This is a genomic window from Streptomyces albiaxialis (assembly GCF_039530985.1).
In the GTDB taxonomy this organism is placed as follows: Bacteria; Actinomycetota; Actinomycetes; order Streptomycetales; family Streptomycetaceae; genus Streptomyces; species Streptomyces albiaxialis.
Genome location: NZ_BAAAPE010000016.1, coordinates 84,075 through 110,362 on the forward strand (window position 1 = coordinate 84,075; position 26,288 = coordinate 110,362).

The 26,288-nt window shown below is 73.8% G+C and carries 21 protein-coding genes and 2 pseudogenes; 13 read left to right on the plus strand and 10 right to left on the minus strand.

Features of this window, described 5'->3' with window-relative positions; all coding sequences use genetic code 11:
• Nucleotides 1–45: 45 nt before the first annotated feature.
• Entirely contained in the window at nucleotides 46–2,604 is a 2,559-nt protein-coding gene (locus ABD343_RS31865; protein ID WP_344533205.1) for a penicillin acylase family protein, read from the minus strand.
• A gap of 158 nt (nucleotides 2,605–2,762) precedes the next feature.
• Here ABD343_RS31865 and ABD343_RS31870 point away from each other — a divergent pair, with 158 nt between their 5' ends.
• Complete coding sequence (locus tag ABD343_RS31870) at nucleotides 2,763–3,617, plus strand: SDR family oxidoreductase (protein WP_344533206.1); 855 nt, start codon at nucleotides 2,763–2,765, stop codon at nucleotides 3,615–3,617.
• A gap of 198 nt (nucleotides 3,618–3,815) precedes the next feature.
• Here the strand turns inward: ABD343_RS31870 and ABD343_RS31875 are convergent, their stop codons facing one another.
• From ABD343_RS31875 to ABD343_RS31895, 5 genes are all read right to left on the minus strand, one after another.
• On the minus strand, nucleotides 3,816–4,217 hold the full coding sequence (locus ABD343_RS31875) for a cupin domain-containing protein (RefSeq protein WP_344533208.1): 402 nt from the start codon (nucleotides 4,215–4,217) through the stop codon (nucleotides 3,816–3,818).
• 13 nt (nucleotides 4,218–4,230) lie between these two features.
• On the minus strand, nucleotides 4,231–6,204 hold the full coding sequence (locus tag ABD343_RS31880) for a histidinol-phosphate aminotransferase family protein (RefSeq protein WP_344533210.1): 1,974 nt from the start codon (nucleotides 6,202–6,204) through the stop codon (nucleotides 4,231–4,233).
• A 64-nt stretch (nucleotides 6,205–6,268) separates the two neighbouring features.
• Nucleotides 6,269–7,198, minus strand: coding sequence for an NAD-dependent epimerase/dehydratase family protein (locus tag ABD343_RS31885; RefSeq protein WP_344533212.1), 930 nt, complete (start codon nucleotides 7,196–7,198; stop codon nucleotides 6,269–6,271).
• Between the two features lie 3 nt (nucleotides 7,199–7,201).
• Nucleotides 7,202–9,970, minus strand: coding sequence for an alpha/beta fold hydrolase (locus tag ABD343_RS31890; RefSeq protein WP_344533214.1), 2,769 nt, complete (start codon nucleotides 9,968–9,970; stop codon nucleotides 7,202–7,204).
• A gap of 52 nt (nucleotides 9,971–10,022) precedes the next feature.
• Complete coding sequence (locus ABD343_RS31895; RefSeq protein WP_344533216.1) at nucleotides 10,023–11,228, minus strand: ATP-grasp domain-containing protein; 1,206 nt, start codon at nucleotides 11,226–11,228, stop codon at nucleotides 10,023–10,025.
• A gap of 310 nt (nucleotides 11,229–11,538) precedes the next feature.
• Here ABD343_RS31895 and ABD343_RS31900 point away from each other — a divergent pair, with 310 nt between their 5' ends.
• On the plus strand, nucleotides 11,539–12,594 hold the full coding sequence (locus tag ABD343_RS31900) for an enoyl-CoA hydratase/isomerase family protein (protein WP_344533218.1): 1,056 nt from the start codon (nucleotides 11,539–11,541) through the stop codon (nucleotides 12,592–12,594).
• A gap of 189 nt (nucleotides 12,595–12,783) precedes the next feature.
• On the opposite strand, the gene thiI is transcribed toward ABD343_RS31900, so the two are convergent.
• Nucleotides 12,784–14,088 (minus strand): tRNA uracil 4-sulfurtransferase ThiI, encoded by a 1,305-nt coding sequence (gene thiI, locus ABD343_RS31905; protein ID WP_344533852.1) that lies wholly within the window; start codon nucleotides 14,086–14,088, stop codon nucleotides 12,784–12,786.
• Nucleotides 14,089–14,539: 451 nt separating this feature from the next.
• Here thiI and ABD343_RS31910 point away from each other — a divergent pair, with 451 nt between their 5' ends.
• From ABD343_RS31910 to ABD343_RS31950, 9 genes and pseudogenes are all read left to right on the plus strand, one after another.
• Nucleotides 14,540–16,636, plus strand: coding sequence for an oxidoreductase (locus ABD343_RS31910; protein WP_344533220.1), 2,097 nt, complete (start codon nucleotides 14,540–14,542; stop codon nucleotides 16,634–16,636).
• 36 nt (nucleotides 16,637–16,672) lie between these two features.
• Nucleotides 16,673–17,935: an aromatic ring-hydroxylating oxygenase subunit alpha gene (locus ABD343_RS31915; RefSeq protein ID WP_344533222.1), complete on the plus strand. Its 1,263-nt coding sequence runs from the start codon at nucleotides 16,673–16,675 to the stop codon at nucleotides 17,933–17,935.
• Nucleotides 17,932–18,948 (plus strand): FAD-binding oxidoreductase, encoded by a 1,017-nt coding sequence (locus ABD343_RS31920; protein WP_344533224.1) that lies wholly within the window; start codon nucleotides 17,932–17,934, stop codon nucleotides 18,946–18,948. Before ABD343_RS31915 ends, ABD343_RS31920 begins: the two co-directional genes overlap by 4 nt.
• Nucleotides 18,949–18,987: 39 nt before the next feature.
• Nucleotides 18,988–19,902 carry a LysR family transcriptional regulator gene (locus ABD343_RS31925; RefSeq protein ID WP_344533854.1) on the plus strand — a complete coding sequence of 305 codons (915 nt, stop codon included), beginning with the start codon at nucleotides 18,988–18,990 and terminating at the stop codon, nucleotides 19,900–19,902.
• Nucleotides 19,903–19,952: 50 nt separating this feature from the next.
• Nucleotides 19,953–20,288 carry a YciI family protein gene (locus ABD343_RS31930; RefSeq protein ID WP_344533226.1) on the plus strand — a complete coding sequence of 112 codons (336 nt, stop codon included), beginning with the start codon at nucleotides 19,953–19,955 and terminating at the stop codon, nucleotides 20,286–20,288.
• A pseudogene (locus tag ABD343_RS31935) lies at nucleotides 20,285–20,794 on the plus strand (sigma factor); the annotation flags it as partial. The gene ABD343_RS31930 and the pseudogene ABD343_RS31935, both read left to right, overlap by 4 nt.
• Before the next feature lie 348 nt (nucleotides 20,795–21,142).
• Nucleotides 21,143–21,877, plus strand: coding sequence for a DUF899 family protein (locus ABD343_RS31940; protein WP_344533855.1), 735 nt, complete (start codon nucleotides 21,143–21,145; stop codon nucleotides 21,875–21,877).
• A 210-nt stretch (nucleotides 21,878–22,087) separates the two neighbouring features.
• Nucleotides 22,088–22,135, plus strand: a pseudogene (locus ABD343_RS41050) (hypothetical protein); the annotation flags it as partial.
• Nucleotides 22,136–22,272: 137 nt separating this feature from the next.
• A complete protein-coding gene (locus tag ABD343_RS31950; protein WP_344533227.1) occupies nucleotides 22,273–22,422 on the plus strand; it encodes a hypothetical protein in 150 nt (49 codons plus the stop codon).
• On the opposite strand, the gene ABD343_RS31955 is transcribed toward ABD343_RS31950, so the two are convergent.
• Nucleotides 22,419–22,742, minus strand: a complete 324-nt coding sequence (locus ABD343_RS31955; protein ID WP_344533229.1) for a DUF6191 domain-containing protein — start codon at nucleotides 22,740–22,742, stop codon at nucleotides 22,419–22,421. The genes ABD343_RS31950 and ABD343_RS31955 overlap by 4 nt on opposite strands.
• Before the next feature lie 78 nt (nucleotides 22,743–22,820).
• The gene (locus ABD343_RS31960; RefSeq protein WP_344533231.1) at nucleotides 22,821–24,101 is read right to left on the minus strand and encodes a pyroglutamyl-peptidase I; all 1,281 of its coding nucleotides are present in this window, start codon (nucleotides 24,099–24,101) and stop codon (nucleotides 22,821–22,823) included.
• A 160-nt stretch (nucleotides 24,102–24,261) separates the two neighbouring features.
• Between ABD343_RS31960 and ABD343_RS31965 the strand changes: the two genes are divergently transcribed.
• Entirely contained in the window at nucleotides 24,262–24,819 is a 558-nt protein-coding gene (locus ABD343_RS31965; RefSeq protein ID WP_344533233.1) for a hypothetical protein, read from the plus strand.
• Between the two features lie 28 nt (nucleotides 24,820–24,847).
• Here the strand turns inward: ABD343_RS31965 and ABD343_RS31970 are convergent, their stop codons facing one another.
• Complete coding sequence (locus tag ABD343_RS31970; protein WP_344533857.1) at nucleotides 24,848–25,516, minus strand: TetR/AcrR family transcriptional regulator; 669 nt, start codon at nucleotides 25,514–25,516, stop codon at nucleotides 24,848–24,850.
• Nucleotides 25,517–25,815: 299 nt separating this feature from the next.
• Here ABD343_RS31970 and ABD343_RS31975 point away from each other — a divergent pair, with 299 nt between their 5' ends.
• Nucleotides 25,816–26,286 carry a cation:proton antiporter regulatory subunit gene (locus ABD343_RS31975; protein ID WP_344533234.1) on the plus strand — a complete coding sequence of 157 codons (471 nt, stop codon included), beginning with the start codon at nucleotides 25,816–25,818 and terminating at the stop codon, nucleotides 26,284–26,286.
• Nucleotides 26,287–26,288 lie beyond the last annotated feature (2 nt).

Consider the following 26,288-nt stretch of genomic DNA (forward strand, 5'->3'; position numbering starts at 1 on the left):
CCCGGAGGAGGGCGCCCCGCACGCGGTGCGGGGCGCCCTGCCCGGTCAGCGGCCGCTCACGTGTTCCGTCCGCAGGCCGGGGGCCTCGCGGACATCGCGCTCGCAGAAGCGCTCCTTCACCATGCGGCCCGTGGAGAAGAGCTCGGTCTGATCGCTGTAATGGGGCGAGTTCGGGTTCTGCGACTGGGAGTACGTCAGAAGGGTGCGGGCCTGCACGGGGCAGCTCTGGCCCTTGCCCTCACCTTTGCCCTTGCCCTTGCTGAAGGTGACGGCCTGGATGTAGCTGGAGCCGTTGTCGACCTCCCGGTAGCCGCCCTTCGCCTCGTCCCAGACGGCACGCGTCTGGTTCCAGGTGCCCAGGGACTCCGTGCTGCCCGGCATCGGGAGCCGCTCGCCGCCCCGTACCACGTACTGGTGGTCGCCCAGCCGCGCGTCGAGCGGGATGCCGTGCCGGTCCAGCTCGGCGACGGCGCCCGCGAGGGCCGTACGGAACGCGGGCGCGGCCGTGTTCAGGCCGCGCGGCGTGGTGACGGGCGACGCGGGGTCGAACGGGGTGCGCCACAGCTCACCGGGCTTCGCCGTTTCGCTCAGCTTCTGCCAGAACCGGTCGAAGAGCAGCGCGCCCTTGCTGGCCGTCTTCGCCGTGCGGTCCCAGTCCGCGAGGACCCGGCACGCGCGCGAGACGTCCACGGGCTTGCCGTCGCTGCCGGGCGCGGTGCCGCCGGGCAGGGCCGCGCACGCCTTCGCGGCGTCGGCGGCGGCCAGGTCGCCCGCGGGCACCCGGTTGGCGAACTGCTGCTTCCGCAGGTCCTCGACGGTCAGCCCGCCCTCGCGCGTCATCGCCGCGACGTCCTGGACGCCGCCCCTGGTGCGCAGCGAGCGCGGGGTGGCCTGGTCGCCGAAGATGCGCGGGTAGCCGGTGAGGGGGCGGTCGGCGTTGGTGAGCCAGGCGCTGTCGTTGGAGTTCTCCGCGTAGGGCGCGTCCTTGAGGACGGGGACCTCGGACGGGCCGAAGGTGCCCTTCTGGAGCGCGCCGGGGCCCGTCTTCGGGGCGCAGTCCGAGCGCGCGCCGTCGAGGACGGCGAGCCCGGCGGCCGGGAAGGTGAGCTTGCCCAGCGGCGTGTTGCAGCGCTCCGCCAGCGCGTCCGTGACGCGGGGCAGGACCTGGGACTGCGCGAAGTAGCTGTGCCCGGAGGAGTCCGCGGCGATGGTGTTGACCCACGGCAGCCCCTGCGTGGTGCGCAGGGACTCGGCCATGTCGTCCACGGAGCGGGCCTTGCTGAAGCCGAGCCCGGCCTGGGAGAGGCGGAGGTTGGCGGCGTTCGGGTCGTTCAGCGCGTACGCCGTCCCGGCCGTCCAGGGCAGGTCGATCCCCTCCACCGAGGTGACGACGGGGCCGTACCGGGTCCACCACTGGCTGCGGGTGATCCGCTTGCCGTCCTTGTCGCGGACGGTCACTTTCCGCTCCGTCATGCGCTCGGTCTTGCCGTCCACCGTGTACGCCGTGGGGTCGGCCGGGTCGAGCGTGAGCTGGTGGAGGTTGAGGGTGGTGCCGGTGGCGACGGTATGGCTCCAGGCCACGTGCTTGTTGTGCCCGATCGAGACGGTCGGGGAGCCCAGCAGCGAGCCGCCGGAGGCGTCCAGCTCGCCGGGGATGGTCATGTGCGACTGCCAGAAGCGCCGCCCGCCCGACCAGGGGTAGTGCGGATTGCCGAGGAGGGCGCCGCCGCCACTGGCGGTGGTCGAGCCGTGGAAGGCGACCGCGTTCGAGCCCATGTCGGAGTCGCGCCGGTCGAAGAGGCGCCGCGCGGCGCGCGCGGTCTCGCGCTTGCCGGGGGGCTCGGCGTCCTTCTGCGCGGTCGCGCCCGGCGGCTTCGCCGCGGTGATCCCGTCCACCGCGAGGCCCTGGCCGCCCAGGACGGAGAGCGCGAAGGCGCGCCGCGCGACGTCCATCGCGGTGATCGGCTTGACCCAGGGCTCGCCCTTGCAGGCGGGGTCGGTGATCTCGTCGCGGTGCTCGCGCAGCCAGGCGTTGTACCCGGCCGCCCAGCCGCGCGACAGCTCGCGCATCTCGCGGCTGATCCCCCGGGGCGGCGGCTGCCGCAGCAGCTTCTCGACCGTACGGGCCTTCCGTACGCCCGTGAAGAACTGGTCGCTCGCGAGGTTGGTGCTCGCGGAGGAGAGCGAGCCGTCGGGCTCGCCCCGGGCGCCGAAGTACCGGGAGCGCTCGCCGCGCAGGGTGGTGAAGCCGTCGGCGAGGACGCAGATCTGGTCGGTGGCCTGGGCCCACCCGTTGCCGAAGCCGAGCCCCGGATAGTCGTCGGCGGTGATGTGCGGGATGCCGTACTCGGTCCAGCGGATGGTGGCGGCGTATCCGGAGGAGAGTCCGGAACCGTGGTCCTGGGGGTCGTCGGCGCGCGGTGCGGCGGCGGCCGACAGGGCGCCCGCGGGCAGCGCGGTCGCGGCGAGCAGCAGCGCGGCCCCGCCGAGCGCCGCTCTGCGGACCTTCCGCGTCGTCTTCCGCGCCGTACTCCGTGCCGTCTTCCGCGTCGTCTTCCGCGTCGTCTTCCGTGTCGTGCGGACGGCTCTGAGCCGTATGCGCATCGTGCCTCCCAACGAGAGTGCGGGCAGGGCCCGTTGAGCGTACCGATCGGTCGGTATGGCGGGAAGACGGGCGGCGCGTTGACTTCAACCTCACTTCAAGTAGGAGGGTCTTTCCCAGGCGCCGCCCCACCGGGCGGCACGGAACGAAGGAGCATGCCGTGATTCTCGTGACCGGAGCGACGGGCAATGTCGGTGGCCAGGTGGCCGCGCAGCTCCACGCCGCGGGCGTGGACGTACGGGCGCTGGTGCGCGACCCGGCCAAGGCGAAGGGCGTCCTGCCCGAGGGGGTCGAGACCGTGCGCGGCGACCTCACCGACCCGAAGGGCCTCGACGCGGCGCTCGACGGGGTCGACGCGGTCTTCCTGATGTGGCCGATCTTCGGCTGGGAGGGCGCGGACGAGGTCGTGGCCACGATCGCCCGGCACGCGCGCCGCGTCGTCTACCTCTCCACGATCGGCGCGTCCGACGACGACACGAGCGAGCCGGCGGAGGGCATCCTCGGCTTCCACACCGTCCTGGAGCGGCTGGTGCGGAAGTCCGTCCCCGAGTGGGTGGCGGTCCGCCCCGGCGGCTTCGCCACCAACACCCTGCAGTGGGCGCCGCAGACCCGCGCGGGCGACACCGTCCGGATGCCGTACCCCGGCGCCGCGCGCTCGCTCCTCCACGAGGCCGACATCGCCGCCGTCGCCGTCAAGGCGCTGCTCACCGACGAACTCCTCGGCACCGCACCCGAGTTCACCGGGAACGACGTGCTCACCCAGGCCGAGCAGGTGTCCGCGATCGGCCGCGCGCTGGGCCGTACGCTGCGCGTCGAGGAGACGCCGCACGACGAGGCCGTCAAGGAGCTGATCGCCGGTGGCGTCCCCGAGGACTACGCGCTCGGCATCCTGGAGGCCCACGCCGAGATGCAGGCGCACCCGGTGCCGTCCACCGGCGTCTTCGCCGAACTGATGGGCCGCCCTGCCCGTACGTACGGTGAGTGGGCGGCGGACCACGTGGCGGACTTTCGCTAGGGTGCCCGCTGGTTGTGTGCCGGGTGGGGGTTGCCCCGTCGTGTGCGTCGCGGGCCGCGCGTGCGTCGTGGCTGGTCGCGCAGTTCCCCGCGCCCCTTCGGGGCGCACCTGTACCCGGCGCTCTGAAGCAGGCCCCGGAGGGGCCGCTACAGGGGCGCTAGGAACTGCGCGCCAAGCCATGAACTCGGCCGCGGCCGCCTAGTCGAGGGGGAGCGGGGCGTTCCCCGGGCCCTTTTCCTCGATGACGAGGAACGCCAGTTCGGCCTCGCCGATGTTCTTGAGGTCGTGCAGATGGTGCCGCCCCTCGGCGAGCGGGAAGTACAGGGTCTGGCCCCGCACGAACGTGACCTCGCGGCTGCTGCCGTCGCCCGCGTGCTGGCGGGCGTGACCGTCCGTGAGGGCGATCCAGAAGTAGTCCAGGACGTGCCGGTGGACGGGGAGGCGCTCGCCCGGGGCGAGGCGGGTCTCCCAGACGCGCAGCGTGCCGGTCTCCCGTACGAGCGTCTGGCCGGCCCTGCCGCTGTGGGCGAGTTCGGCGAACTCCTTGTGCAGCGGCTCGCTCCACCGCTCGAAGTTCTCGGCGACGACGGTGCTGATCACAGGTCGGCTCCTTCTAGAGGACATCGGACAGGGCCGCCAGGAAGGCGTCGTTCGCGCGGCGGCGGCCCACCGAGACCCGGCACGTGCCGGGCACGAGATGGCCGACGTCGGCGACCATGAGACCCGCCGCGCGGAGCTGGTCCATGGCGCGCTCGTGCTTGTGGAGGCGTACGAGCAGGAAGTTGGCCTCGGAGGGGAACACCCGCTCCACCGCGGGGTGACCGGTCAGCGCGGCGGCCAGCCGCTCCCGCTCGGCGTGGACGGCCCGCACGCTCGCGAACACCCGCCGCGCCTCGGCGAGCCGGGCCCGCACGGCGTGCTGCGAGGCGTCGGTGAACCCGAACGGCACCTGCACCCGGCGCAGCGCGTCCACCAGGCCGGGCCCGGCGAGGGCGACCCCGCAGCGGGCGCTCGCCAGCCCCCAGGCCTTCGACAGCGTCCTGAGGACGATCAGGTTGCCGTGCTCGGCGACCAGCCGGGCGTACGAGGGTTCCGCGCTGAACTCGACGTACGCCTCGTCGATCACCACCACGCCACGCGCACGCGTCACCAGCTCGCGCACCCGTTCCGGGTCGAGGCGGGTGCCCACGGGGTTGTTCGGGTCGCAGAGCAGGGCGACCCGGGGGTCGGCGGCGAGGATGCCCTCGACGTCCAGCTCGTCCAGGTCGGCGCCCTGGAGCGGCACTTCGACGACGGGGAGCCGCAGGACACGGGCGAAGTGGGCGTACAGCTCGAAGGTGGGCGGGGTGACGCAGACCCGGTCGCGGGGCGAGGCCAGCGCCGTCAGCAGCAGCATGACGGCGTCCACCGCGCCGCTGGTGAACAGCGCGTTCCCGGGGCCCAGCGGGTACGCGCCGCCGTGGCCCGGCACCTTTCCGATCGCGTCGAGGTACGCGCGGGCCAGCTCCCTGGTGTCCAGCTCGGGGTAGAGGGTCTCGGGGCCGAGGAACGGGTTGGTGTTGCCGGAGAGGTCCAGCAGGTCGAAGCGCGGACGGTTCCGGAACCGCGCCGGGCCCGGCACCGGGACGGACGCGACGGGCGGCGACGCGTACTCCGACACCCCGGGCTCGACGGCCGGTTCGCGGGGCCGCTCGGTGAGGCCCGGCGCGCGCAGCCAGTGGTCGAGCGGGACGAAGAGGTCGGCCCCCAGGCGGCGCGCGCCCTCGGCGTCGCCCCGCCCGAGGTGCACCCACGCCAGCCCGGCGTCCCGCGCGTGGTGGAAGAGGCGGTACAGCGAGGCCAGATGGAGGTTGTGCCGGGCCACGGGGTCGTCGTGGTCGGCGGCCTGCGTGAGGAGGTGCAGCCCGCGTCCGTTGCGCGCGGTCACCACGAGCCCCGCGTGCACGACGGCGCCGCCCCTGCGGCGTACGCACAGCGCGGCACGGTCCTCCAACGGGCCGCGCGCGAGCGCGTCGAGGGCCTCGGCGGTGTACGGGGTGCCCCCGCTGCCGCCCTCCCTCTCGGCGCGGCGCCGGTGGAGGTCCGCGCACGCGTCCCGCGCCCAGGGCCGGTCGCCGAGCGCGGTCAGCGGGATCCGCTCCCACGTCACCTCGCGGGCGACCGCGCGCTCGCGGCGGCGCAGGTCGCGCAGGCGCGCGCCGCCGAGCCGGGCCCGCAGCACGTCGTCCACCTCGCCCTTCAGCCGCACCACGCACTCGGCCCCGGCGTCCACCGGGACGAACCCGGCGTCCCGCAGCGCCCGCGTGTCCTCGTCGCGCCGCACCCCGGGCACGAGGACCTGGTCCACGCCGAGCGCCTCGGCGCGGCGCACGAGCGCGTCGACCGCGGGCGCCGCGGGCGCCGGGGTGCTCGGCCCGTACGGCGTGCCGGGGCCGACGAGCGTGGGGCGGGCGCGCGTCGCGGCGTCCAGCGCGGCGAACGCGCGCGCGTCCGCGCCCAGCCGGGTCAGGGGCGCCACGGGCGCTTCGGCTCCGAGCGCCGCGCACAGCGCTTCCTGGAGCGCTTCGGTCTCTACGGGCGTGCGCATACCGGGTCTCCACTTCTCCGGGTCGGGAGTGCCGCCGTCGTCATCGCGGTTGTCACCGCCGCCGTCACGCGTGCGCGTCGATCCGGTCGCGGTACTCCTCGAACAGTTCGGCCAGGGTGCGGGCGATCCCGGCCCGCCAGCCGATCTCGCAGTCGCCGATGAGGGCCCGGCGCTCGGTGTGGTCGAAGAGCGCGGTCTCGCGGCTGCGGTCGCCTCGGTCGTAGCGGACAGGCACTCCGGTGAGCGCGGACATGTGCTCCAGCAGGTCGTTGAAGCCGACCTCCTCGTCGCCGCCCCAGTTCACGACGCGCGCGGGCGCCCGCGCGACGTCCCACAGCAGCGGGACCTGGCGGACGACGTCGTCGGTGTGCAGCAGATTGCAGTAGTTCTGCCCCTCGCGCGGCACCGCGCAGGGCCGTCCCTCGCGCATCTGCCGGAAGAGGATCATCGGCACGCCGCCGTGCCCGTACGGCCCGTAGGCGATGTTGAGCCGGGCGATCACCGTGGGCAGGCCGAGGGCTTCGGCGAGGCCGCGCGCGACGCCCTCGGCGGTGAGCTTGGCGACGGGGTACGTCGGCAGCCAGGGCGCGGCGCCGCCCAGCGGGTCGCCGACGCGGTAACGGTGCGTGCTGTCGGCCCTGTTGTAGACGACCCCGGAGGAGACGAACAGGAACGCCTCGGCGTCCGCGCAGTGCGTCATCAGCCGCGCCGTCCCCGCCGCGTTGACCCGTGCGGTCTCCTCGAAGTCCCGCCCGTCGCCGCGCGCCACCGCCGAGTGCAGGACGTGGGTGAAGTCGCGGGGCAGGCCGTCCGTGCCGTCCGACGCCATGTCCCAGGTCACGGTGCGGGCGCCCGCGGCCTCCAGCGCCTTGCGCGCGTTCTCGTCGGTGAACCGGCCCAGGCACCACACCTCGTTGGCGGCGGCGAGCGCCTCCGCGACGGGGCGTGCGACCTGTCCCGTTCCCCCGGTGATGAGGATCTTCTTGCCGTGCATGCTTCAGCGGCTCCTGGTGTCGTCTGCGGAGGCCAGCTCCCGGCGCAGCGTGGCCTGGAAGGTCTGGACGTGCTCCGGGCTCATCAGCGTGTAGTGCTCGCCGTCGACCTCGATGTACGCGTTGGCGGTGCGGGTGAACGCGTCCCACGCGCGGAGCTGGCCGTTCAGCCACTCCTCCTTGGTGCCCTTGAGCGGGGTGCAGTAGAAGACCCGTACGCGCTCGACCGAGCCCGACGGGGTGTAGTCGCGGCCCAGGTGCACCATGTTCTGGGCGAGGTGCACCCAGGCGGTGAACCGCTCGACGGTCAGGTCGAGTTCGGCCAGCCGCCGCGCGGGCGCCCGGCCGACGAGACGCGCGAGCTGCTCGGCCTCGGGCAGCGGGCGGAGCGCGGCGGTGAGGCGGGGGACGTCGCCGGGGTCGATGAGTTCGAGGAAGAGGGCGAGGTTGATCGCGCCGTCGGTGAAGGTGATCTCGTTCATCCGGCCGGCGATGTGCGGCGGGAGGTTGAAGATCCCCACGAAACCGGCCTCGTCGCCGTCGGCCTCCAGCCGCTTGGCGATCTCGAACGCGACGGCCCCGCCGTACGAGTAGCCCGCGACCGCGTAGGGGCCGCTCGGCTGGACGCGGCGGATCGCCGCCACGTATGTGGACACCATCTCCTCGAACGAGCCGAAGTGCGTCTCGCCCTCCCCGAACCCGCGTGCCCGCAGCGCGTAGAAGGGCCGCTCGCCCGTGAAGTACTTGGCGAGGTTCACGAAGACCAGCACCTCACCGAGGCCCGGGTGCACGCAGAACAGCGGCGTGCCCTCGCCGGTGACCTGGAGCGGCACCAGCGGGTCGTAGGCCGCGTCGCCGCCCGCCCCGTGCCCGGCGGTCAGGCGCGCGGCGAGCGCGCGGACGGTCGGGGCCTGGAGGAGCGTCGCCATCGGCACGTCCTCGATGCCGAACGCGGACTGGATCTCGGCCTTGAGCCGCAGCACGTCCAGCGAGGTGCCGCCGAGGTCGAAGAAGCTGGCGGTCGCGGAGACCCTCGGGGCGTCGAGCACCCGGGCGTAGACGGCGGCCAGCGCGGTCTCCGCCTCGCCCTCGGGGGCCGCGTGGGCGCCGAGGAACCGGGCGCTGACCTCCTCGGCCCGGCGGGCCGCCCCGGCCAGGCGTCCTTCCTCGACGGCGGCGCGCAGCCGGGAGCGCTGGACCTTGCCGAGATTGCCGCGGGGGAGGTCGGACGGGGCGACGGGGAGGATCACCTGGGGGCGGAACCCCCAGTGCATCACCGTGGAGCTGCGCACCGCCACGAGGGCGCGGTAGACGGCGGCGTCGTCGGCGGGGTCGCCCGCCGGGACGAAGGCGAGGGCGAGCTGCTCGGAGTCGGCGCCGTCGGGGCGTACGGGAAACGCGGCGACCTGTCCGCGCGCGACCTCGTCCAGCTCGTCGAGGACGGCCTCCAGGTCGTGGCTGTGGTAGTTGACGCCGTTCACGATGATGGAGTCCTTGGTACGGCCCGCCAGCGTCAGCCGCCCGTCTGCGTCGAGGAATCCCAGGTCCCCGGTGCGGAACCAGCCGTCGGGGGTGAAGGCGCGGGCGGTGGCCTCCTCGTCGCCGTAGTACCCCTCGGTGACCATGGGCCCGCTGAACTGGACCTCGCCGGTGCCGCTCCCGTTCCCGCCGTCTCCCTCATCCCTCTCGTCCGCCTCTGCGGCGATACGGACGCGCAGGCCCCGCACCGGGCGGCCCAGCGGCGGGAACTCGGTGCCGAGGTCGCGCGCGGCGAAGTCCCGGTTGAAGACGCTGCCCGCGCACGTCTCGGTCATCCCGAACGCGGGCACGATCACGTCCTCGCGCAGCCCGTACGGCGCGAGCGCGGCGAGGAACGCGCGCACGGTCGCGGTCACGGTGGCCTCGCCGCCCGAGATGATGTGCCGCACGTGCGACAGGTCCGGCGCGCGGCGCGGGCCGCGGCCCTGGGCGAGGGCCTGGTTGATCTGGCCGAAGAGGAAGTTGGGGGTGAACGTCGCCCGTACCCGGTGCTCCGCGAGCAGCGTGAGGAACTCCACCGGGTCCGCCAGCACCGTCGCGGGCGTGACCATGACCTGCCCGGCGCCGGTGAGCATCGGCAGCAGATGCGCCTCGAACGCGGCGATGTGGTCGGCCGAGATCCAGTTCAGCACCGTGTCCTCGGGACCCAGCTCCAGGGCCTCCGCCTTGCCCGCCACCGCCGCCAGCAGATTGCCGTGGGTGAGCCGGACGGCCTTTCCGGCGCCGGTGGACCCGGAGGTGAGCATCAGCAGCGCGAGGGTGCCGGAGGAGACGGCGGGTGCCGGGCGGGACTCCTCCGGCGGCGGCCCGAACTGGCCCAGCTCCTCCACGGTGAGCGTCTTCAGCCCGACGTCGGGCAGTTCCCCGTAGGCCGACTTCGGGACGAGCAGCAGCGGGTCGTCCAGGAGGGTGCACAGGTGCCGCAGCCGGGCGTACCGGCGCTGGGGGTCGGACGGCGGCGCGAGCGGGCACGGCACGACGCCGCTGAGCACGCACCCCCAGAAGGCGGGGAAGAAGCTCTCCGGGTCCTCGGCGGTGAGCAGGGCGCGGTCGCCGGGCGCGGCGCCCTGCTCGCGCAGCCCGTGCGCGATCCGCCGGGCGCTCTCGGACAGCGCGGCGTAGGACAGGAACGAGCCGTCGGCGAAGGTGATGCCGCGCGAGGTGTCACGGGCCGCGCTCTCCAGCAGTCCCGGCAGCGTGGGGAAGGTACGGGTACGGGTACGGGTTTCCGGCATGACAGCGAAGACCTCCGTTCGCAAGGACAGGAAAGAGAAGGAGGAGTGAGGGCTATGCCGGGCTTTCCGCGGATTCCGGGAGCCAGGCCTTTCCGGCGCCGCCGGTCTCGTTGAACCGCACGATGTCCGCGATCAGTTCGCGCAGTTTCCACTCGTCCCGCTCGGAAACGAGCGCGCGTCCGACACTTCCGTACGGGCCGGCGGGCACTTCGGGGGACGCGGAATACTCGATCATGTCGAAGGGGAAATGGCGCTCGAAATCCCCCTGCGTGAGTTCTCCCTGACGGGGGCGCCGCAGCAGGACGTAACCGTGGAAGCGTTCGGGAGGCCGGTCGCCCAGCGGTACATGCGGCTTTTCTCCGAGCGCGAGGCTGATCTCCGCGTCGAAAAGGTCGATGCCGAATGTCGAATGCGCTGCCTGCGGTGAGAGGGCGCCGGGGAGGCGAATGGCGCATTCGCCGAACATGAGCCCCTGTTCCACCGCGAAGAATTCCATGTGGAACACGCAGTCGGGCGCCTCCAGGCTCGCGAGCACGCGCTCCGCGAGCGCCCGCGCCTCGCGGAACAGGTCCGGATGGCGCCGCTCGTCCATGAGGTGCGCGGCGAGCACACCGCCCTGGACGGCGCTCAGCGGGGAGGCGTGGTAGCGCGTGAGCGACGACCACCGCAGGGCGCCGCCGTCCCACACGCCGTCGAGGTAGATCTCCGGCGCGGCCACGTGCGATTCGGCGACGGCCTGCACGTCCGAGGCGCCGGAGAGGGGCTCCAGGGCGCGGGCGTACTCCTCGGGGGTGCGCACGACGCCGGTGCGCAGCGCCCCGGCGCCGTTCGCCGGTTTGACGACGAAGGGTTCCCCCAGCTCGTCGGCGAGTTCGCGGAACGGGGTGCCCGGCGGCACGTGACGGCAGCGCGCGCGGCGTATGTCGGGAGGCAGCGCGCTCTTCTGGAGGCACTTGTCGCGGAAGTAGAGAGTCCCTTTCGGGTCCGCGTTTCCGGGGAGGCGCAACTGCTGGCGCAGAAAGGCGGCCGTGAAGACGCCCATCTCATGGACGCTGAGCGCGCCGGCGGGCTCGGCGATGCCCGCGGCGAGCACCGCGCGCAGAACTTCCTGGGCGTCCTCCATGTCGGTGACACGGGCGAAGCGCCTGTTCCGCGGCGGGTTCGTCGGTTCCTGTATCAGGTAGTAGGGGTCCAGGTCCCTGGATCGCAGAGCCCTGTCGAGATCCTCGCGGTATCCGATGACGATAATCGTCGGCATTCTTGTCCCCCGCATTGCTGCTAGCCAAAACCTCGGTCGAGGCCAACAAGGAGGGATCCTTGCACAGGGGCGGCGGAGATGTGCATATGCCGAATCATGATTCTTTGTGAACGGGGGCGTGACATAGGTCACTTGAGGACGTCAAGAATTCCTCAAGTCTTCTCCGTGTATCGCAAAACGAGTCCGATGTCGTGCTACATGCGGAAATGGCGTCCAGAGCGCGGGGGATCGCGGCGAGCGGCGTGGCATACGGTGGCCGGAAGATCGTCCGGGCCCCGCTGCCCCTCGGCTCTGGAAGGAACGCACGCGCATGGCACACGAGGAATCCCGCGAGGAACTCCGCGAGGAACTCCGCGAGGAAGAGGTCCTGACCGGCGTCGAGGGGCGCCTCGGGCGGATCACGCTGAACCGGCCGCGCGCGCTCAACGCCCTCACGCACGGCATGGTCCGGCGCCTCGACGCCGCGCTGGCGGGGTGGGAGCAGGACCCGGCGGTGGAGGCCGTCGTGCTGACCGGCGCGGGGGAGCGGGGGCTGTGCGCGGGCGGCGACATCCGCGCGATCCACGAGGACGCCCGGGCGCGGGGCGGCGCCTCGGGCCCGTTCTGGCGCGACGAGTACCGGCTCAACGCCCGTATCGCGCGGTACCCCAAGCCGTACGTGGCGGTGATGGACGGCATCGTGATGGGCGGCGGCGTCGGCGTCTCCGCGCACGGGAGCCTGCGGGTGGTCACCGAGCGCTCGCGGGTGGCGATGCCGGAGACGGGCATCGGTTTCGTGCCCGACGTCGGCGGCACGTTCCTGCTCTCCCGGGCGCCGGGCGAGCTGGGCACCCATCTGGCGCTGACCGGCGACGCGGTCGGCGCCGCCGACGCGCTGCTGTGCGGGCTCGCCGACCACTTCGTGCCCTCGGCCGAACTGCCCGCGCTGCTCCGGGACGCGCTGGAGGTTCCCGTCGCGGAGGCGCCGCCCGGGGAGCTGGCGGCGGCGCGCGAATGGATCGACCGCTGCTATGCCGCCGACACGGTCGAGGAGATCCTGGAGCGGCTCCGCGCCGACGGCTCGCGCGGCGCCAAGGAGGCGGCCGGGACGCTGGAGCGCCGCTCGCCGACCTCGCTGAAGGTCACGCTGGCCGCGCTGCGCCGGGCCCGCGAACTGGCCACGCTGGAGGAGGTGCTGGAGCAGGAGTACCGGGTCTCGTGCGCCTGCCTCGACTCGCCCGACCTGGTCGAGGGCATCCGCGCCCAGGTCGTGGACAAGGACCGCAGCCCGCGCTGGAGTCCGGCCACGCTCGCGGAGGTGACCGAAGCCGACGTCGAACGCTTCTTCGCCCCACGCGAGCACGAGGGCCTGGGTCTCGCCCCCTGACCCCCCGGAGGGCACCCGCCCCTCCACGCGCCCGGCGCCCTCGCGCCGCAGGAGGGCTGGCCCCCCCTCCGCCGGGGGCGGAGATATTGCTCCGGGCGGGGCGTCCTCGTGCCGGAGGCCCGGCTCTCTTCCGCCGGCCCGGTGCCCTCTCGCCGGAGGCCCAGCCCCCTCCGCCCCGGGGCGTGGTCCTCAGGCGGAGGGTACGGGCGTCGTGGTGGGCTCGGTTGCGCAGTCCGCCGCGCCCTCCGAGGGGCCCTCGGGCGTGGCGTCACGTCCCGGGCGGAGGATCTGCACTGTGCTCAGCAGCTCTTCCACGATCTCGTCGATCTCCAGCCGCCGCTCGACCGTGCGCAGTTCGCGCATCGGGGCGCGGGTGGTGACGCGGGGCGGGGCCAGGAGCTGGCAGCAGTCCTCGTCGGGGAGGACGGAGATCTCGGCCGTGCCCAGCGACCGGGCCTCGTCGATGATCTCCTGCTTCTCCCAGCCGAGCAGCGGCCGCAGCACGGGCAGGGTCGCCGCCTCGTCCACGGCGGCCATGTTGGCGACGGTCTGGCTCGCGACCTGGCCGAGGCTGTCGCCCGTCACCAGCGCCTCGGAGCGGGCGCGGCGGGCCAGCGCCGAGGCGGTGCGCACCATCAGCCTGCGCTGTGCGACGACCTGGAGCCGGTCGGCGCCCGCCAGCGCGAGCCGCTTCTGCGCCTTGCCCAGCGCCACGACGTACATCCGGCCGCCCGGCTGGTAGCGGTTCAGCTCGCGGGCGAGCGCGTACGCCTTGTAGAGCGAGGCCGGGTTCGTGTACGGGGCGCCGGTGAAGTGGACGTAGTCGACGCGCAGTCCGCGGCGCATCGCGCGGTGCGCGGCGACGGGCGAGTCGAAGCCGCCCGACAGCAGCGCCAGGGCCCGTCCGCTGGAGCCGACGGGCAGCCCGCTCAGGCCCGGCAGGCGGCGCCAGGAGACGTAGCTGACGTCCTGGTCGATCTCGACGGACACCCGGACGTCCGGGTGCGAGAGATCGACCGGCAGCCCGTCCAGCGCCTCCTGTGCGCGGGCCCCCAGCACCCGGGCGAAGTCGGTGCCGGTCATGGGGAACGCCTTGTCGCGCCGCTTGACCCGCACCGCGAACGTGATCCCCGGGCGCTCGGCCCGCGCGGTGCCGAGCGCGTCCAGCACGGCGGCCGTGATGGCCTCCTCGGTGGACGGCACCCGCGCCGCGGGCTCCACCGCGTTGAAGCCGATCACCTGGCGCGCCCGCGCGGTCAGCTCGTCCAGCGGGACGTCGCCGCCGATCACGGTGACGTTGCGCCGCGTACGGACCCAGGTGGGGCCGCTCAGGTCGTCCAGGGCGTGGCGCAGGTTGTCGAGCAGCCGGTGCGTGAACATGTGCCGGTTGCCGCCCTTGAGGTAGACCTCGCCGTGTTTGAGCAGGACACAGTCCCCGTGGGGCGCGTCCGGCGAGGACGAGCCGGACGCGGGAACCTGCGATGTGCCGGGCACGGGCACGGGACTTCTCCTTCACGAGTCGGCGTACGGCCTGCGGGACACGGTGCCCCGGGGCGGGAACGGCGGGCCCCGTCCGGCGAACGGAGGGGACGGTGGTGGCCGGGGGACGGGACCGGAGCGGAGCGACGGCCGTCGCTCTCGCCAAGCCCCTCCGGCGGGGCGCGCCCTCAGCCACGGCGCGGGTCACCGCCATTCTGCACCACGCCCCGCACGGCGCCGGGCGCCACCGCCGGGCACCGCCCGACAGGGCAGCCGGCGGGCGTCCGCTAGCAGGCACCCCGCCGCGGGGGAAGGGCGCCGGCACGTGTCGATCGTGCAGGCGCTTCGCACGGTTTCCTGCGACACCGCTTGATTGTCCGCGGGCCGTCCCGGGCCCACGCTGGGGGTGCGCCGCGGGAGCGGACCCGGTGCGGCGCCCCCTTCCGTACGGTTCCTGAGGAGCGCCATGCGTACGCGAACGACGGATCCCCTGCTCCAGCCCTTCACGCTCAAGCACCTCCGCCTGCGCAACCGCGTCGTCAGCACCTCGCACGAGCCCGCCTTCGGGGAGGGCGGCATGCCCGGGGACCGCTACCGCGCGTACCACCGGGAGAAGGCGCGCGGCGGGGTCGGGCTGACGATGATCGGCGGCTCGGCGGTCGTCTCGCCCGACAGCCCGCCCTCGTTCGGCAATCTGCTGCTCTACCGCGACGAGGTGGTGCCCTGGCTGCGCCGCCTCGCCGACGACGTGCACGCCGAGGGCGCGGCCGTCATGTGCCAGATCACCCACCTGGGCCGCCGCACCAGCAACTACGCGGGCGACTGGCTGCCCGTCCTGTCCGCCTCGCCGCTGCGCGAGCCCGCGCACCGCGCGTTCCCCAAGGAGGCCGAGGAGTGGGACCTGGACCGCGTCGTCCGGGACTACGCCGACGCCGCCGCCCGCTGCGCGCGGGCCGGGCTCGACGGCATCGAACTCCAGTCGTACGGCCACTTCCTCGACAGCTTCCTCTCGCCCGCGACGAACCGCAGGAGCGACGGGCTCGGCGGGAGTCTCGCGCGGCGCATGGCGTTCCCGCGCCGGGTCGTGCGCGCCGTACGGGAAGCGGTCGGGCCCGGGTTCGTCGTCGGGATCCGGATGACGATGGACGAGGACCGGCCGGGCGGGCTGGCCTTCGAGGAGGCGGTGGAGGCGGCCCGTACGTTCGCCGGGGACGGCGTGGACTTTCTCAGCACCGTCCGCGGCACGATCGAGAGCGACGCCACCCTCGCCCGCGCGATCCCGTCGATGGGCACTCCCTCGGCGCCGTTCCTCGGTCTCACGGCGGAGATCAGGCGCCGGATCGACATCCCCGTGATGCACGCCGGGCGCATCGCCGACGTCGCGACCGCGCGGCACGCGGTGCGCGAGGGCATGCTCGACCTGGTCGGCATGACGCGGGCCCAGATCGCCGACCCGCACCTGGTCGCGAAGGTCGCCGCCGGGGCCGAGGACCGGATCCGACCCTGCGTGGGCGCGAGCTACTGCCTGGACGCGATCTACGACTCGGGCGACACCAAGTGCGTGCACAACCCCGCCACCGGGCGCGAGCTGCGGCTCCCGCACACGGTCCCGCGCGCGGCCGACCGGCGCAGGGCCGTCGTCGTCGGCGCCGGGCCCGCCGGGCTGGAGGCCGCGCGCGTGCTGGGCGAACGCGGCCACGACGTCGTGCTGTTCGAGGCGAACGAGCGGCCCGGCGGGCAGATCCGGATCGCCGCGGGCAACCCCCGCAGGAGGGACCTCCTCGGCATCGTCGACTGGCGCGTCGGCGAGTGCGAGCTGCTCGGCGTCGATCTCCGGACCGGCACCCTGGCCGACGCGGACGACGTGCGCGCGGAACGCCCCGACCTGGTCCTCGTCGCCACGGGCGGGCTGCCCGACGCCTCGTTCCTGGCGGCGGGCGCGGACCTCGTGGCCGACACCTGGGACGTGCTCGGCGGGGCCCTGCGCCCCCGGGGGCCCGTGCTGGTCTACGACGACAACGGCGCCTGCCCTGCCCTGGACGCCGTCGAGGTGCTGGCAGCGCGCGGCGTCCCCGTCACCTACGCGACGCCCGAGCGCACCCTCGCGCCCGAGGTCGGCAGCATGAACTCCCCGGCCTATCTGCGGGCGTTCGCCGAGCACGCGGTCACCACGACGCTCGCGCACCGGCTGACCGCCGTGCGCCGCCGGGCCGGGGACGGGGCCGGGGGAGGGGACGGAGGCGGGGACCCGGGCGGGGGCAGGGGCGGGCGTCTCATCGCGACGCTGCGCAGCGAGTACGCGCCGCTGGAGACCGAACTCGCCGTGGACCACGTCGTGGTCGAGCACGGCACGCTGCCGCAGGACGCCCTCTACCGCGCCCTGCTCCCCGGCTCGTCCAACCTCGGCCGCCTCGACCACCGCGCGCTGCTGGCCCGCGAGCCGCAGCGCGAGCGCCCCAACCCCGAAGGCGCGTACCAGCTCTTCCGGATCGGCGACGCGGTCACCAGCCGCAACATCCACGCCGCCGTCCTGGACGCGCTGCGGCTGTGCCTGCCGATGTGACCCGCGCCCCGGCGAACCCAGAGAGAGGAGAGCACCGTGACAGCATCGACGGCCACTTCGCACCAGGACCGGCTCCACGAGGCGGTGGCGCGGCGGCGCCCCGGGCACAGCCTGGAGGGCCCGTTCTACACCGACCGGGAGTTCTACGACCTCGACATCGCCGCGGTCTTCGGCCGCCTCTGGCTGTTCGTGGCCACGGAGGCCGAGGTGCCCGAGCCGGGCGACTGGACGACCGTGGAGATCGGGCCGTACCCCGTCGTCGTGCTGCGCGACGACGCCGGGGGGCTCCGCGCGTTCCACAACGTGTGCCGCCACCGGGGCGCCCGCCTGCTCGGCCCCGGGCGCGGCTCGGTCGCCAACCTCGTCTGCGGCTACCACAAATGGACCTACGGCACGGACGGCGCCCTCCGCCACGCCCCCGCCCAGCCCCCGGACTTCGATCCCTCCTGCTACGGGCTGAAGCCCGTCCATGTGCGCGGCGTCGGCGGGCTCGTGTTCGTCTGCCTCGCCGACGCCCCGCCCGCCGACTTCGACGAGGTCGCCGCGCGCGTCGAGCCGTACCTGCTGCCGCACGCGCTGCGCGAGGCCAAGGTCGCCGCCCGCGTCGATCTCGTCGAGGAGGGCAACTGGAAGCTGGTGATGGAGAACAACCGGGAGTGCTACCACTGCGACGGCCACCCCGAGCTGCTCCGCACCTTCTTCCCCACCTACGGCTACACCGAGGCGAACCTGCCCCCGCACCTGCGCGCCGCCCACGACCGCTATCTGCGGGCCGACGCCGAGGCCCGCGCGACGTACGAGCGCCTCGGGCTGCCCTACGCGCTGATCGAGGAACTGGACGACCGCGTCACCGGGTTCCGGATCCAGCGCGACGCGCTCGACCTCGCGGGGGAGTCCTTCACCCCGGACGGCACGGCCGCCTGCCGCCGCCCGCTGGGCGGCCTGCCCACGCCGCGCCTCGGGCACCTCGCGCTGCACCTCCAGCCCAACTCCTGGTGCCACGTCGTCGGCGACCACGCGATCACCTTCGCCGTCCTGCCCCTCGCGCCCGGCCGCACGCTGCTGCGCACGACCTGGCTCGTGGACCCGGACGCCGTCGAGGGCGAGGACTACGACCCGGACACGCTGCTGGAGGTGTGGACCGCGACGAATGGGCAGGACGCCCGCCTCGTCGCCCGCGCCCAGCACGGCGTCTCCAGCCCGGCCTACGTACCCGGCCCGTACGCCCCGACGGAATACCAGGTCGAGGCGTTCTGCGCCTGGTACACCGCCCGCCTCCGCGAGGAGCTGGGGCGATGACGGAGGCGGAAATGGTCTGCGTCCGCGTCGAGCGCGTCACCCACGACATGAGGACGTTCGTCTTCGCCCCCGCCGGGCCGCCCCGGCTCCCGCGCCACGAAGCGGGCCAGCACCTCGCGTTCACGTTCGACATCGACGGCGAGGAGGTCGAGCGCCGCTACACGCTCGCCTCCCCGCCCACGCGCCCCGACACTCTCGCGATCACCGTCAAGCGCGTCCCCGGCGGCCGGGTCTCCGGGTGGCTGCACGCGCACATGGTTCCGGGCACGGCCGTACGGGCGCGGGGGCCGCTCGGCGTCTTCTCCACGGCCCGCCATCCGGCGCCCGCCTATCTCTTCCTCTCCGGCGGCAGCGGCGTCACCCCGCTCATGTCGATGACCAGGGCCCTGCACGACCTCGGCTCCCCGGCGGACGTCGTCTTCGCGCACAGCGCCCGTACGCCCGACGACGTCCCCTTCCGGCGGGAGCTGGAGGGGATCGCCGCGAGCGCGCCGCCGTACGTCCGCGTCGTCCACATCGGCGAGGACGGTGGGCCACGCGCCCCGGGCCCCGGCGGGCGGCTCACCCCCGCCGTGCTGCGGCGGATCGCGCCCGACCTCGGCGCGCGCGAGGTCTTCGCCTGCGGACCGCCGGGCTACCTGCGCGCGGTCCGCGCGATGCTCGCCGCCTCCGGCTTCCCTATGGACCGCTACCACCAGGAGAGCTTCGAGAGCGCGCAGCCGCACTCCCCGGCGGAGGACGGCGGCGGCGCCACGCACAGCGTCGTCCTGTCCCGTACCGGTACGACCGTCGAGTGCGCGGCAGGGACCTCCGTCCTGGAGGCCGCCGCGCGGGCCGGGATCACGCTCCCGTCCTCCTGCGGCCAGGGCATGTGCGGCACCTGCGTGACCACCCTGGAGAAGGGCTCGGTCGACATGCGCCACAACGGCGGCCTCCGGCCCCGCGACGCCGCGCGCGACAAGATCCTGCTGTGCTGCTCGACGCCGCTGGAGGACCTGGTGATCGACGCGTGACGGGGCCCGGGGGGAGGGCCGGACGTGCACACTGGCCGGGTGATAGACGCCCGGCTCCGGATCCTCCAGATGGTCGCCGAGCACGGCACGGTGACCGCGGCGGCGCAGGCCCTGCACTACACGCCCTCCGCCGTCTCCTACCAGCTCCGGCAGCTCGCCGCCGACGTCGGCGTGGAACTGGTCGCCCACCAGGGCCGGGGCATCCGCCTGACCCACGCCGCCCGTGTCCTGCTGCGGCACGCCGAACGGCTCCAGGAGCAGTGGGAGCTGGCCCGCGCCGAACTGGCCGCCGCGGGCACCGAACCCACCGGGCAGGTGACGCTGTGCGGCTTCTCCACCGCCGCCAGCCGCCTGCTGCCGCCCGCCGCCGCGGCCCTGCGCGACGCCCACCCCCTCCTGACCGTCCGCATCATCGAGGCCGAACCCGACCGCTGCTTCGACCTGCTGCTCTCCGAGGAGGCCGACCTCGCGCTGCTGGTCGTGACGGCGGACTCGCCGCCCATGACCGACCGCCGCTTCGACCAGCGGCCCCTGCTGGACGACCCGCTGGACCTCGTCGTCCCCGAGGGCCACCCGCTGACCCTGCGCGAACGGGTCACGCTCGCCGACGCCGCGCGGGAGGCGTGGATCGTCGGCACCCCGGGCACGACGTACCACCAACTGGTCCTCGCGGCCTGCATGAGCGCGGGCTTCACGCCCCACGTCGCCCATCACGCGGACGAGTGGGACACCGGCACGGCCCTGGTCGCGCACGGCTTCGGCGTGATCCTCGTGCCGCGCCTCGCGCGGCTGCGCGAGGACTCGCCCGTCGTCCGCGTCCCCCTGCACGGCGAACCGGCCCCGGCCCGCCGCATCGTGGCCGTCACCCGCCTCGGCGCCCGCGAGATCCCCGCGCTCACGCACGCCGTCGGGACCATCACCGCGACCGCCGCGCGCCTGCTTCCCCCGCCCTGACGGGACGCGACCCACGCGGGTGCTCGGCCCGGCGGTGCAGACTTGCGTCCATGAAGTACGTGCTGCTCATCCGCGACGACGAGTCGGTGTCACCGAGCGAGGAGGAACTGGTGGCCGACCCCGGGCACCGGGCGTGGCAGGCGGACCTGGACCGGCGCGGGGCCGAGGTGTACGGGGCACGGCTGCGGCCCGTAGCCGAGGCCACCACGGTCCGGTCCCGCGACGGGGAGACGCTCGTGTCGGACGGGCCGTTCGCCGAGACCAAGGACTTCGTCGGCGGCATCGTGGTCCTGGAGTGCGCCGGCCCGGACGAGGCGGTCGAGATCGCCGCCGGGCATCCGTACGCGCGCTGGGGCGCCGTCGAGATCCGTCCGGTGTGGGAATGACCGTGCCCGCCGACGCCGTACCCGACGGCTCCGTACCCGACGGCTCCGTACGCGCCGCCGTCGACGCCGCGTACCGGGAGGAGTGGGGGCAGGTGGTCGCGACGCTGATCGGGGTCACCGGGGACTGGGACCTGGCCGAGGACTGCGCGCAGGACGCGTTCGCCGCCGCGCTGACGGCGTGGGCGCGCGACGGGGTCCCCCGCAGGCCCGGCGCCTGGCTCACCACCACGGCCCGCAACCGCGCCACCGACCGGCTGCGCCGCGACACGGCAGGGCAGCGCAAGCTGCGCCAGATCGCCGTGCTGGCCCGCGAACCGGACGTGCCGCCGGTGGAGGAGATCCCCGACGACCGGCTCCGGCTGATCTTCACGTGCTGCCATCCGGCGCTGCCGTTCGAGGCCAGGGTCGCGCTCACGCTCCGTACGCTCGCGGGGCTGAGCACCGCCGACCTCGCGCGCGCGTTCCTCACGGCCGAACCGGCCATGGCCCAGCGCCTCGTGCGTGCCAAGCGGAAGATCGCCGACGCCGGGATCCCGTACCGCGTCCCGCCCGCCGAACACCTCCCGGAACGCCTCGCCGCCGTCCTCGCGGTGGCCCGGCCGAGGCGCGCGAGGCGTACGAGGAGGCGCTGCGGCTGGCGCCGACGGAGGCGGAGCGCCGCTACCTCGCCACCCGGCTCCGCGAGAGCGCGGAGGCGCCGTAGCCCGGCGCCGTGGTCTCCGGCGCCGTGGTCCGTCGCAGTCGCCCGGCGTCGTGGGCCGGGTGAATTTTTTCCGCCTGCTGTGTCGATCCCGGGCCCTCCCCTTCGTCGGTGGGACGAAGAACCCACCCGAGCGGAAGAAGGAGAGAGCACCATGAGCGAGGACATGGGACCGGGGCTGCCCCCGGTCGTCGACAGGGCCGAGTTCGAGGCCGAACTGGGCGCGCTGCGGGCCCGGGAGAAGGCCCACACCCGGGAGTCGGACGCCATCGCGGCGGCCCGGCGGCGCCTCCCCATGGTCGAGGTGGACGCCGGTCTCGGACTCGTCGGCCCCGACGGGCCGACGACCCTCCTCGACGCCTTCGAGGGGCGCGGCAAGCTCCTCGTGTACTACTTCATGTGGCACCCGGGCCACCCCGCCGCCGAACAGTGCGAGGGCTGCACCTGGTGCGCCTCCCAGGTCGCGGAGCTGTCCTATCTGCACTCCCGGGACATCACCTTCGCGGTCTTCTGCCAGGGCCCGTACGAGGAGGGCGCGCGGTACCGCGACTTCATGGGCTGGACCATGCCGTGGTACTCCGCGCTGCCCTCTCTCGACACGCTCCTCGTCGGGCGCCACGTCGGGATGATGCATCTCGTGTGCTACGTACGGGACGGCGACCGCGTGTTCGAGACCTACTGGACCACGCGCCGGGGCGTGGAGACCATGGACCACAGCTACGCGCTGATGGACCTCACCGTCCACGGCCGCCAGGAGCCGTGGGAGGACTCGCCCCCGGGCTGGCCGCAGGGGTGGACGGGCGACAGCGAACGGCTCCGCACCGAGGGCCGCCCCCTCCCGCAGTGGGCCCGGCTCGCCGCTGGGCACGACGACAGCCTCACGGGCTGACGCACCGTCACCGGTGTCCGGGGACGGTGCCCGAGCGTACGAGGGGCGGCCCGGAGGTAGGTTCTTCCGCGTGGCCCCACCTGGCAACGGCACTGTTCCCCCACCCTTCGGACCGTCGACCGGGAACACGGACCCCAGCACCCGTCAGCTCCGGCTCTTCCTCGCGCTGGGGAGGAGCTGCACTTCGGACGTGCCGCGGCGCGGCTGTTCATGACCCAGCCGGCGTTCAGCCAGCAGATCCGCTCGCTGGAGCGCCGCCCGGGGCTCCAGTTGATCGACCGCACCTCCCGCGCGGTGGAGCTGACCCCCGCCGGGCGCGAACTCCTGCCCCGGGCGCGGGCGGTGACGGAAGCCATGGCGGAGCTGCGGCGCGCGGCATCCAGGTGCTGGACCTGGTGGACGTCCCCGCGTGCACGATGGCCCTCGCGTGGTCCGCCAGGAACCGGGACTGCGACGACATCGCCCTGCTCCGGTCCATCGCACACACGGTCGTACAGGACGCGGCGCTACGGGACACGGCGCTACGGGAAGAGGCCCGCGGCTAGGACCTTTGCCCGGCACCCGGGGGCGGCACGATGCGTGCTGTCCCCTTCGCCAGGTCGACGTGGGAGCGGGGCGGGGCGCCGTCGCTCTCGTCGTCGCGCAGCAGCAGTTCGACGCGGCGCTGCTCCAGCTCCACGGTCTTGTTGCCGTTCACGACCGCCGTGAACTCGTCGAAGGCGATGCTCGACAACGACCGTCCCGTACGCCTGCGCAGCCACGGCATCAGGCCCACGCCCGTGCACCACCGCCACGCGCTCTCCACCAGCGCGAACAGCACCAGCAGACACACGAACGCCGGGAAGGACAGGAGCCAGATCGCCATGCGGCCACTGTGCTGGACCTCCGGAGCGCGGGGATCGGCCCTTCGGAGGATCCGTCTCCGCCGCGCGGGGGAGACGGTTTACGAGGACTCGGCCGCCCTGGTCACGAGGGCGCGGGTCTGGGCGGTGATGTCGCGGCGGTTGCGTTCGAAGTCCGGGTCGGTGATCTCGTCGGTGTTGCCCTCGCCGAACTCCAGGACCGGGGTGTGGAGATGGCCGCCGGGCACGTCGAGGCCGAGGGCGTCGCGCAGCAGCGTGGCGCGGTAGGCGATCTCGTTGGAGAGGTAGTCGCCGCCGCCTCCCTCACGGGCCTGCGAGCCGGGCGTCGGCCCGTCCTTCCGGACCACGGGTTCCGTGCCGCCCGCGGGGATCTCCGTGACCTCCGTGTTGTCGAGGACGGGGAACCGGCCGGTCTCCGAGCCGGCGAGCGCGCCGTACGGCAGCGAGGTGACCGTCCACTGGGGCTGCGGGCGGGGGGAGGGGACGCCGTCGGGGATCGGGACGGTGCCGGTGCTCTCCGCGTTCTCGTTGTCGGCGAAACCGCCGCGCCAGGCGCCGTTGAAGCGCTCGACGTCGAACCTTCCCGGCCGCCCCTGGCTGACGGTGGTGAACATGTCGATCCGGCGCGGCCCGGGGGCGAAGTGCGGCAGCAGCGTCCGCTCGACGGTGCCCTCGGCGAAGTCCCGCCACCGGACGGGGAAGACGACCGTCTCGATCCTGGCCGGGCCGGACTTCGTCCGTACGGTGGTCCCGTCGAGGGCGAGCGCGGCGGCGCCCGAGGGGTTGCCGATCCGGATGTCCCGGTCGAGCGTGAAGGGGTCGAAGCCCGTCACGAGGATGCGCTTGACCTTCTTCCCCCGGGGGAACGCGACCGAGTCCTGGCCCCGCGAGGACCGCTCCAGCCGCGCGAGCAGCCCGTCCCGCTCCCGCTCGGAGACGGCGAAGCCGGGCCGCCACTGCCGCAGCGCGGTGTCGAGGGAGAGCCGGGCCCAGTACAGGGGACGGTCGTCGCCGCCGCGCGGGTCGCGCGCCCGGTCGACCGCGGTCCTCCACAGGGCCTTCGCGTGCCGGTCCACGGCCCGCTGCGCCGCGGGGAGCGAACGCGCCCGGCACAGCTCGCGGACGAACGCGGGCCGCGCCCGGTCGAACCCGCTGCGGTCCAGGATCTCTCGCGGCACCGCCCGCTCCAGCCGCCGCCCCTCGACGGTCACGGCGGCGGAGACGTCGAGGCACCGCGCCCCGGCCGCCTCGCCCCCGCCCCGGGCGGCGGCACCCTGCGCGCCCGGCACGGCGAGTGACGCGTACGCCATGACCGCGGTGACCGCCACCGCGCCGAGGCGTCTCAGTCTGCTGCTGCTCATGGGAATCCTGCCCTCCACCGCACCGACCGGCCCGAACGGGCGCAGCCTAGAGTTTCGTTGAACGATCCGACAAGAGTGCTGCCGATCCGTCCTGTCAGTGGACACGACTAGGGTCCGGTGCTGTCCGAGATTTCCCCTCCCGAGGCAAGGAGCCGCCGCCGTGCCGCAGCCCGAACCGCTCGTCTTCGTCCGCGCCGAAGGGCCCGTGGACCGCCCCGTCACCAAGCTCGGCGGGCAGCCGGTGTGGCAGGGGGAGCCGGAGTGGCCGCTGTCGCGGGAGACCGGCGGCCCGATGGTCTTCATGGGCCAGTTCGCGCTGGACGGCGGACGGCTGGCGTATCTGTTCATGGCCGACGACGCGGAGGGGTACGTCGACGGGACCTGGGACCCCGAGGGCGGCGAGAACGCGCTGCTGGTCCAGCCCGGAGGCCGCGTCCCCGGCTTCCTCACCGTCCGCGCGCAGGCGGAGGGCCCGACGATGGGCCCCGACCATCTGCCGGGGCCCGGCGAGCCCACGGACTCCTTCCAGTTCCTCGGCGGCCCCGGCATCGAGCCGAAGTGGCTCCAGGGGGAGGAGGAGCCGGGCCCGGACTGGCACTTCGTGGTCCAACTGACCGACGGCGAGCCCTTCCACCCCAACTTCGGCGACGCGGGCGTCGGCTACGCCTTCGTCTCCCCGGACGCCGAGGAGGGCCGCTTCCTCTGGCAGTGCGCCTGAGGCCCGGGGGCCGAGAGGGGGCGCCCCGTCAGGAGGCGGGCGGCAGGAGGGCTTCGAGTTCGGCGCTGAAGAGCTCGGCGGGGTCGAAGCCCATCGTGGCGAAGTGGCCCGCGACTTCGAGGGACACGACGCCGTGGAGGCGGGTCCAGAAGGTCAGGGCCAGGCGGAGGGCCGCGGGCGGGGCCGGGTGGGCCTCGGCCCAGTCCCGGTGGTCCGCCAGGTACGCGTCGAACGGCGTGGACGGCGTGGACGGCGTGGACGGAGTGGCCGTCCCGTCCGCGGTCAGGTCCGCGCTCGCGTCGAGCAGGACCTCCATCACCTCGGAGGCGATGCCGGTGACCTCCGCCGGGGCGTGGTAGCCGGGCACGGGGGTGCCGAAGAGGAGCAGATAGCGCTGCGGGTCCTCCAGGGCCCAGGCACGCAGGGCGTGGCCCAGTCCGGCCAGGCCCGCGCCCTCGTCGGCGGCCGTACGGAGGGTGTCGGCGAGGCTCCGGTAGGCGTCCCGGACGAGTTCGGTGATCAGCTCGTCCCGGCCGGAGTAGTAGCGGTAGAGCGCGGGGCCGCTGAGGCCCATCTTCTTGGCGATGGCGTTGAGGGAGAGCGCGGACGCGCCCGCCGTGGCGATCTGCTCCCAGGCCCGTTCCTTGATCTCCGTACGCACCTGGGCGCGGTAGCGTTCGCGCGGGCTCTTCGCCATGGCTTCCCTCGTCACCCCTTCTCCGTCCACCATCTGCCGATATGGGCTCACGTTTTCGTGAGACGTTATCACGCCGGTGAGGCGCCCACTTCTCCGGGTCCGCGCCGAAATCCGTGGCGAAAAATTCGTTCACCTGCCATGGGCTTCTGTCTGATTTGACGAGAAAATGCGGCGAAATGACCGATGTTGTCGGTCGGTAAAGTGACGGCAAAACTCGCCCGCGTCCTCTCACGCGGCTGCCGAGGAAATCGTCCTGCCGTGTGCTCGTCCCAGGGGGAATCGCCGTGCCCAGTTCACGTATGAGTCGGACGCCGCTGCCCGGCATCGGGGTGCGTTACGACGTGAACACCCGTGACCACCGCCGCCTCTCGGTGGTCGCGCGCCGCGACGGCTCACGGACGCTGAACGCGTACGAGCGGGACGACCCCGACGAATGCGCGCTGTCGATGCAGCTCACGGCCGGTGAGTCGGCGGCGCTGATCGACGCGCTGATGCCCTCCCACCACAGCCCCAGCCTGCTGCACACCACCGACCTGGGCCTGGTGGCGGAGCGCGTCGAGCTGTCGGCCCACTCGTACTGGAACGGGCGCGTGCTCGGCGAGACCTGTATGCGCACCGAGACGGGGGTGTCGATCGTGGCGGTCATCCGCCGTACGCACGCGATCCCCTCGCCCGGCCCCGACTTCCGCCTCGCGGGCGGCGACACGCTCATCGTGATCGGCACCCGCGAGGGCGTGGAAGCGGCGGACACGATCCTGGGAAGGGAGTGAGC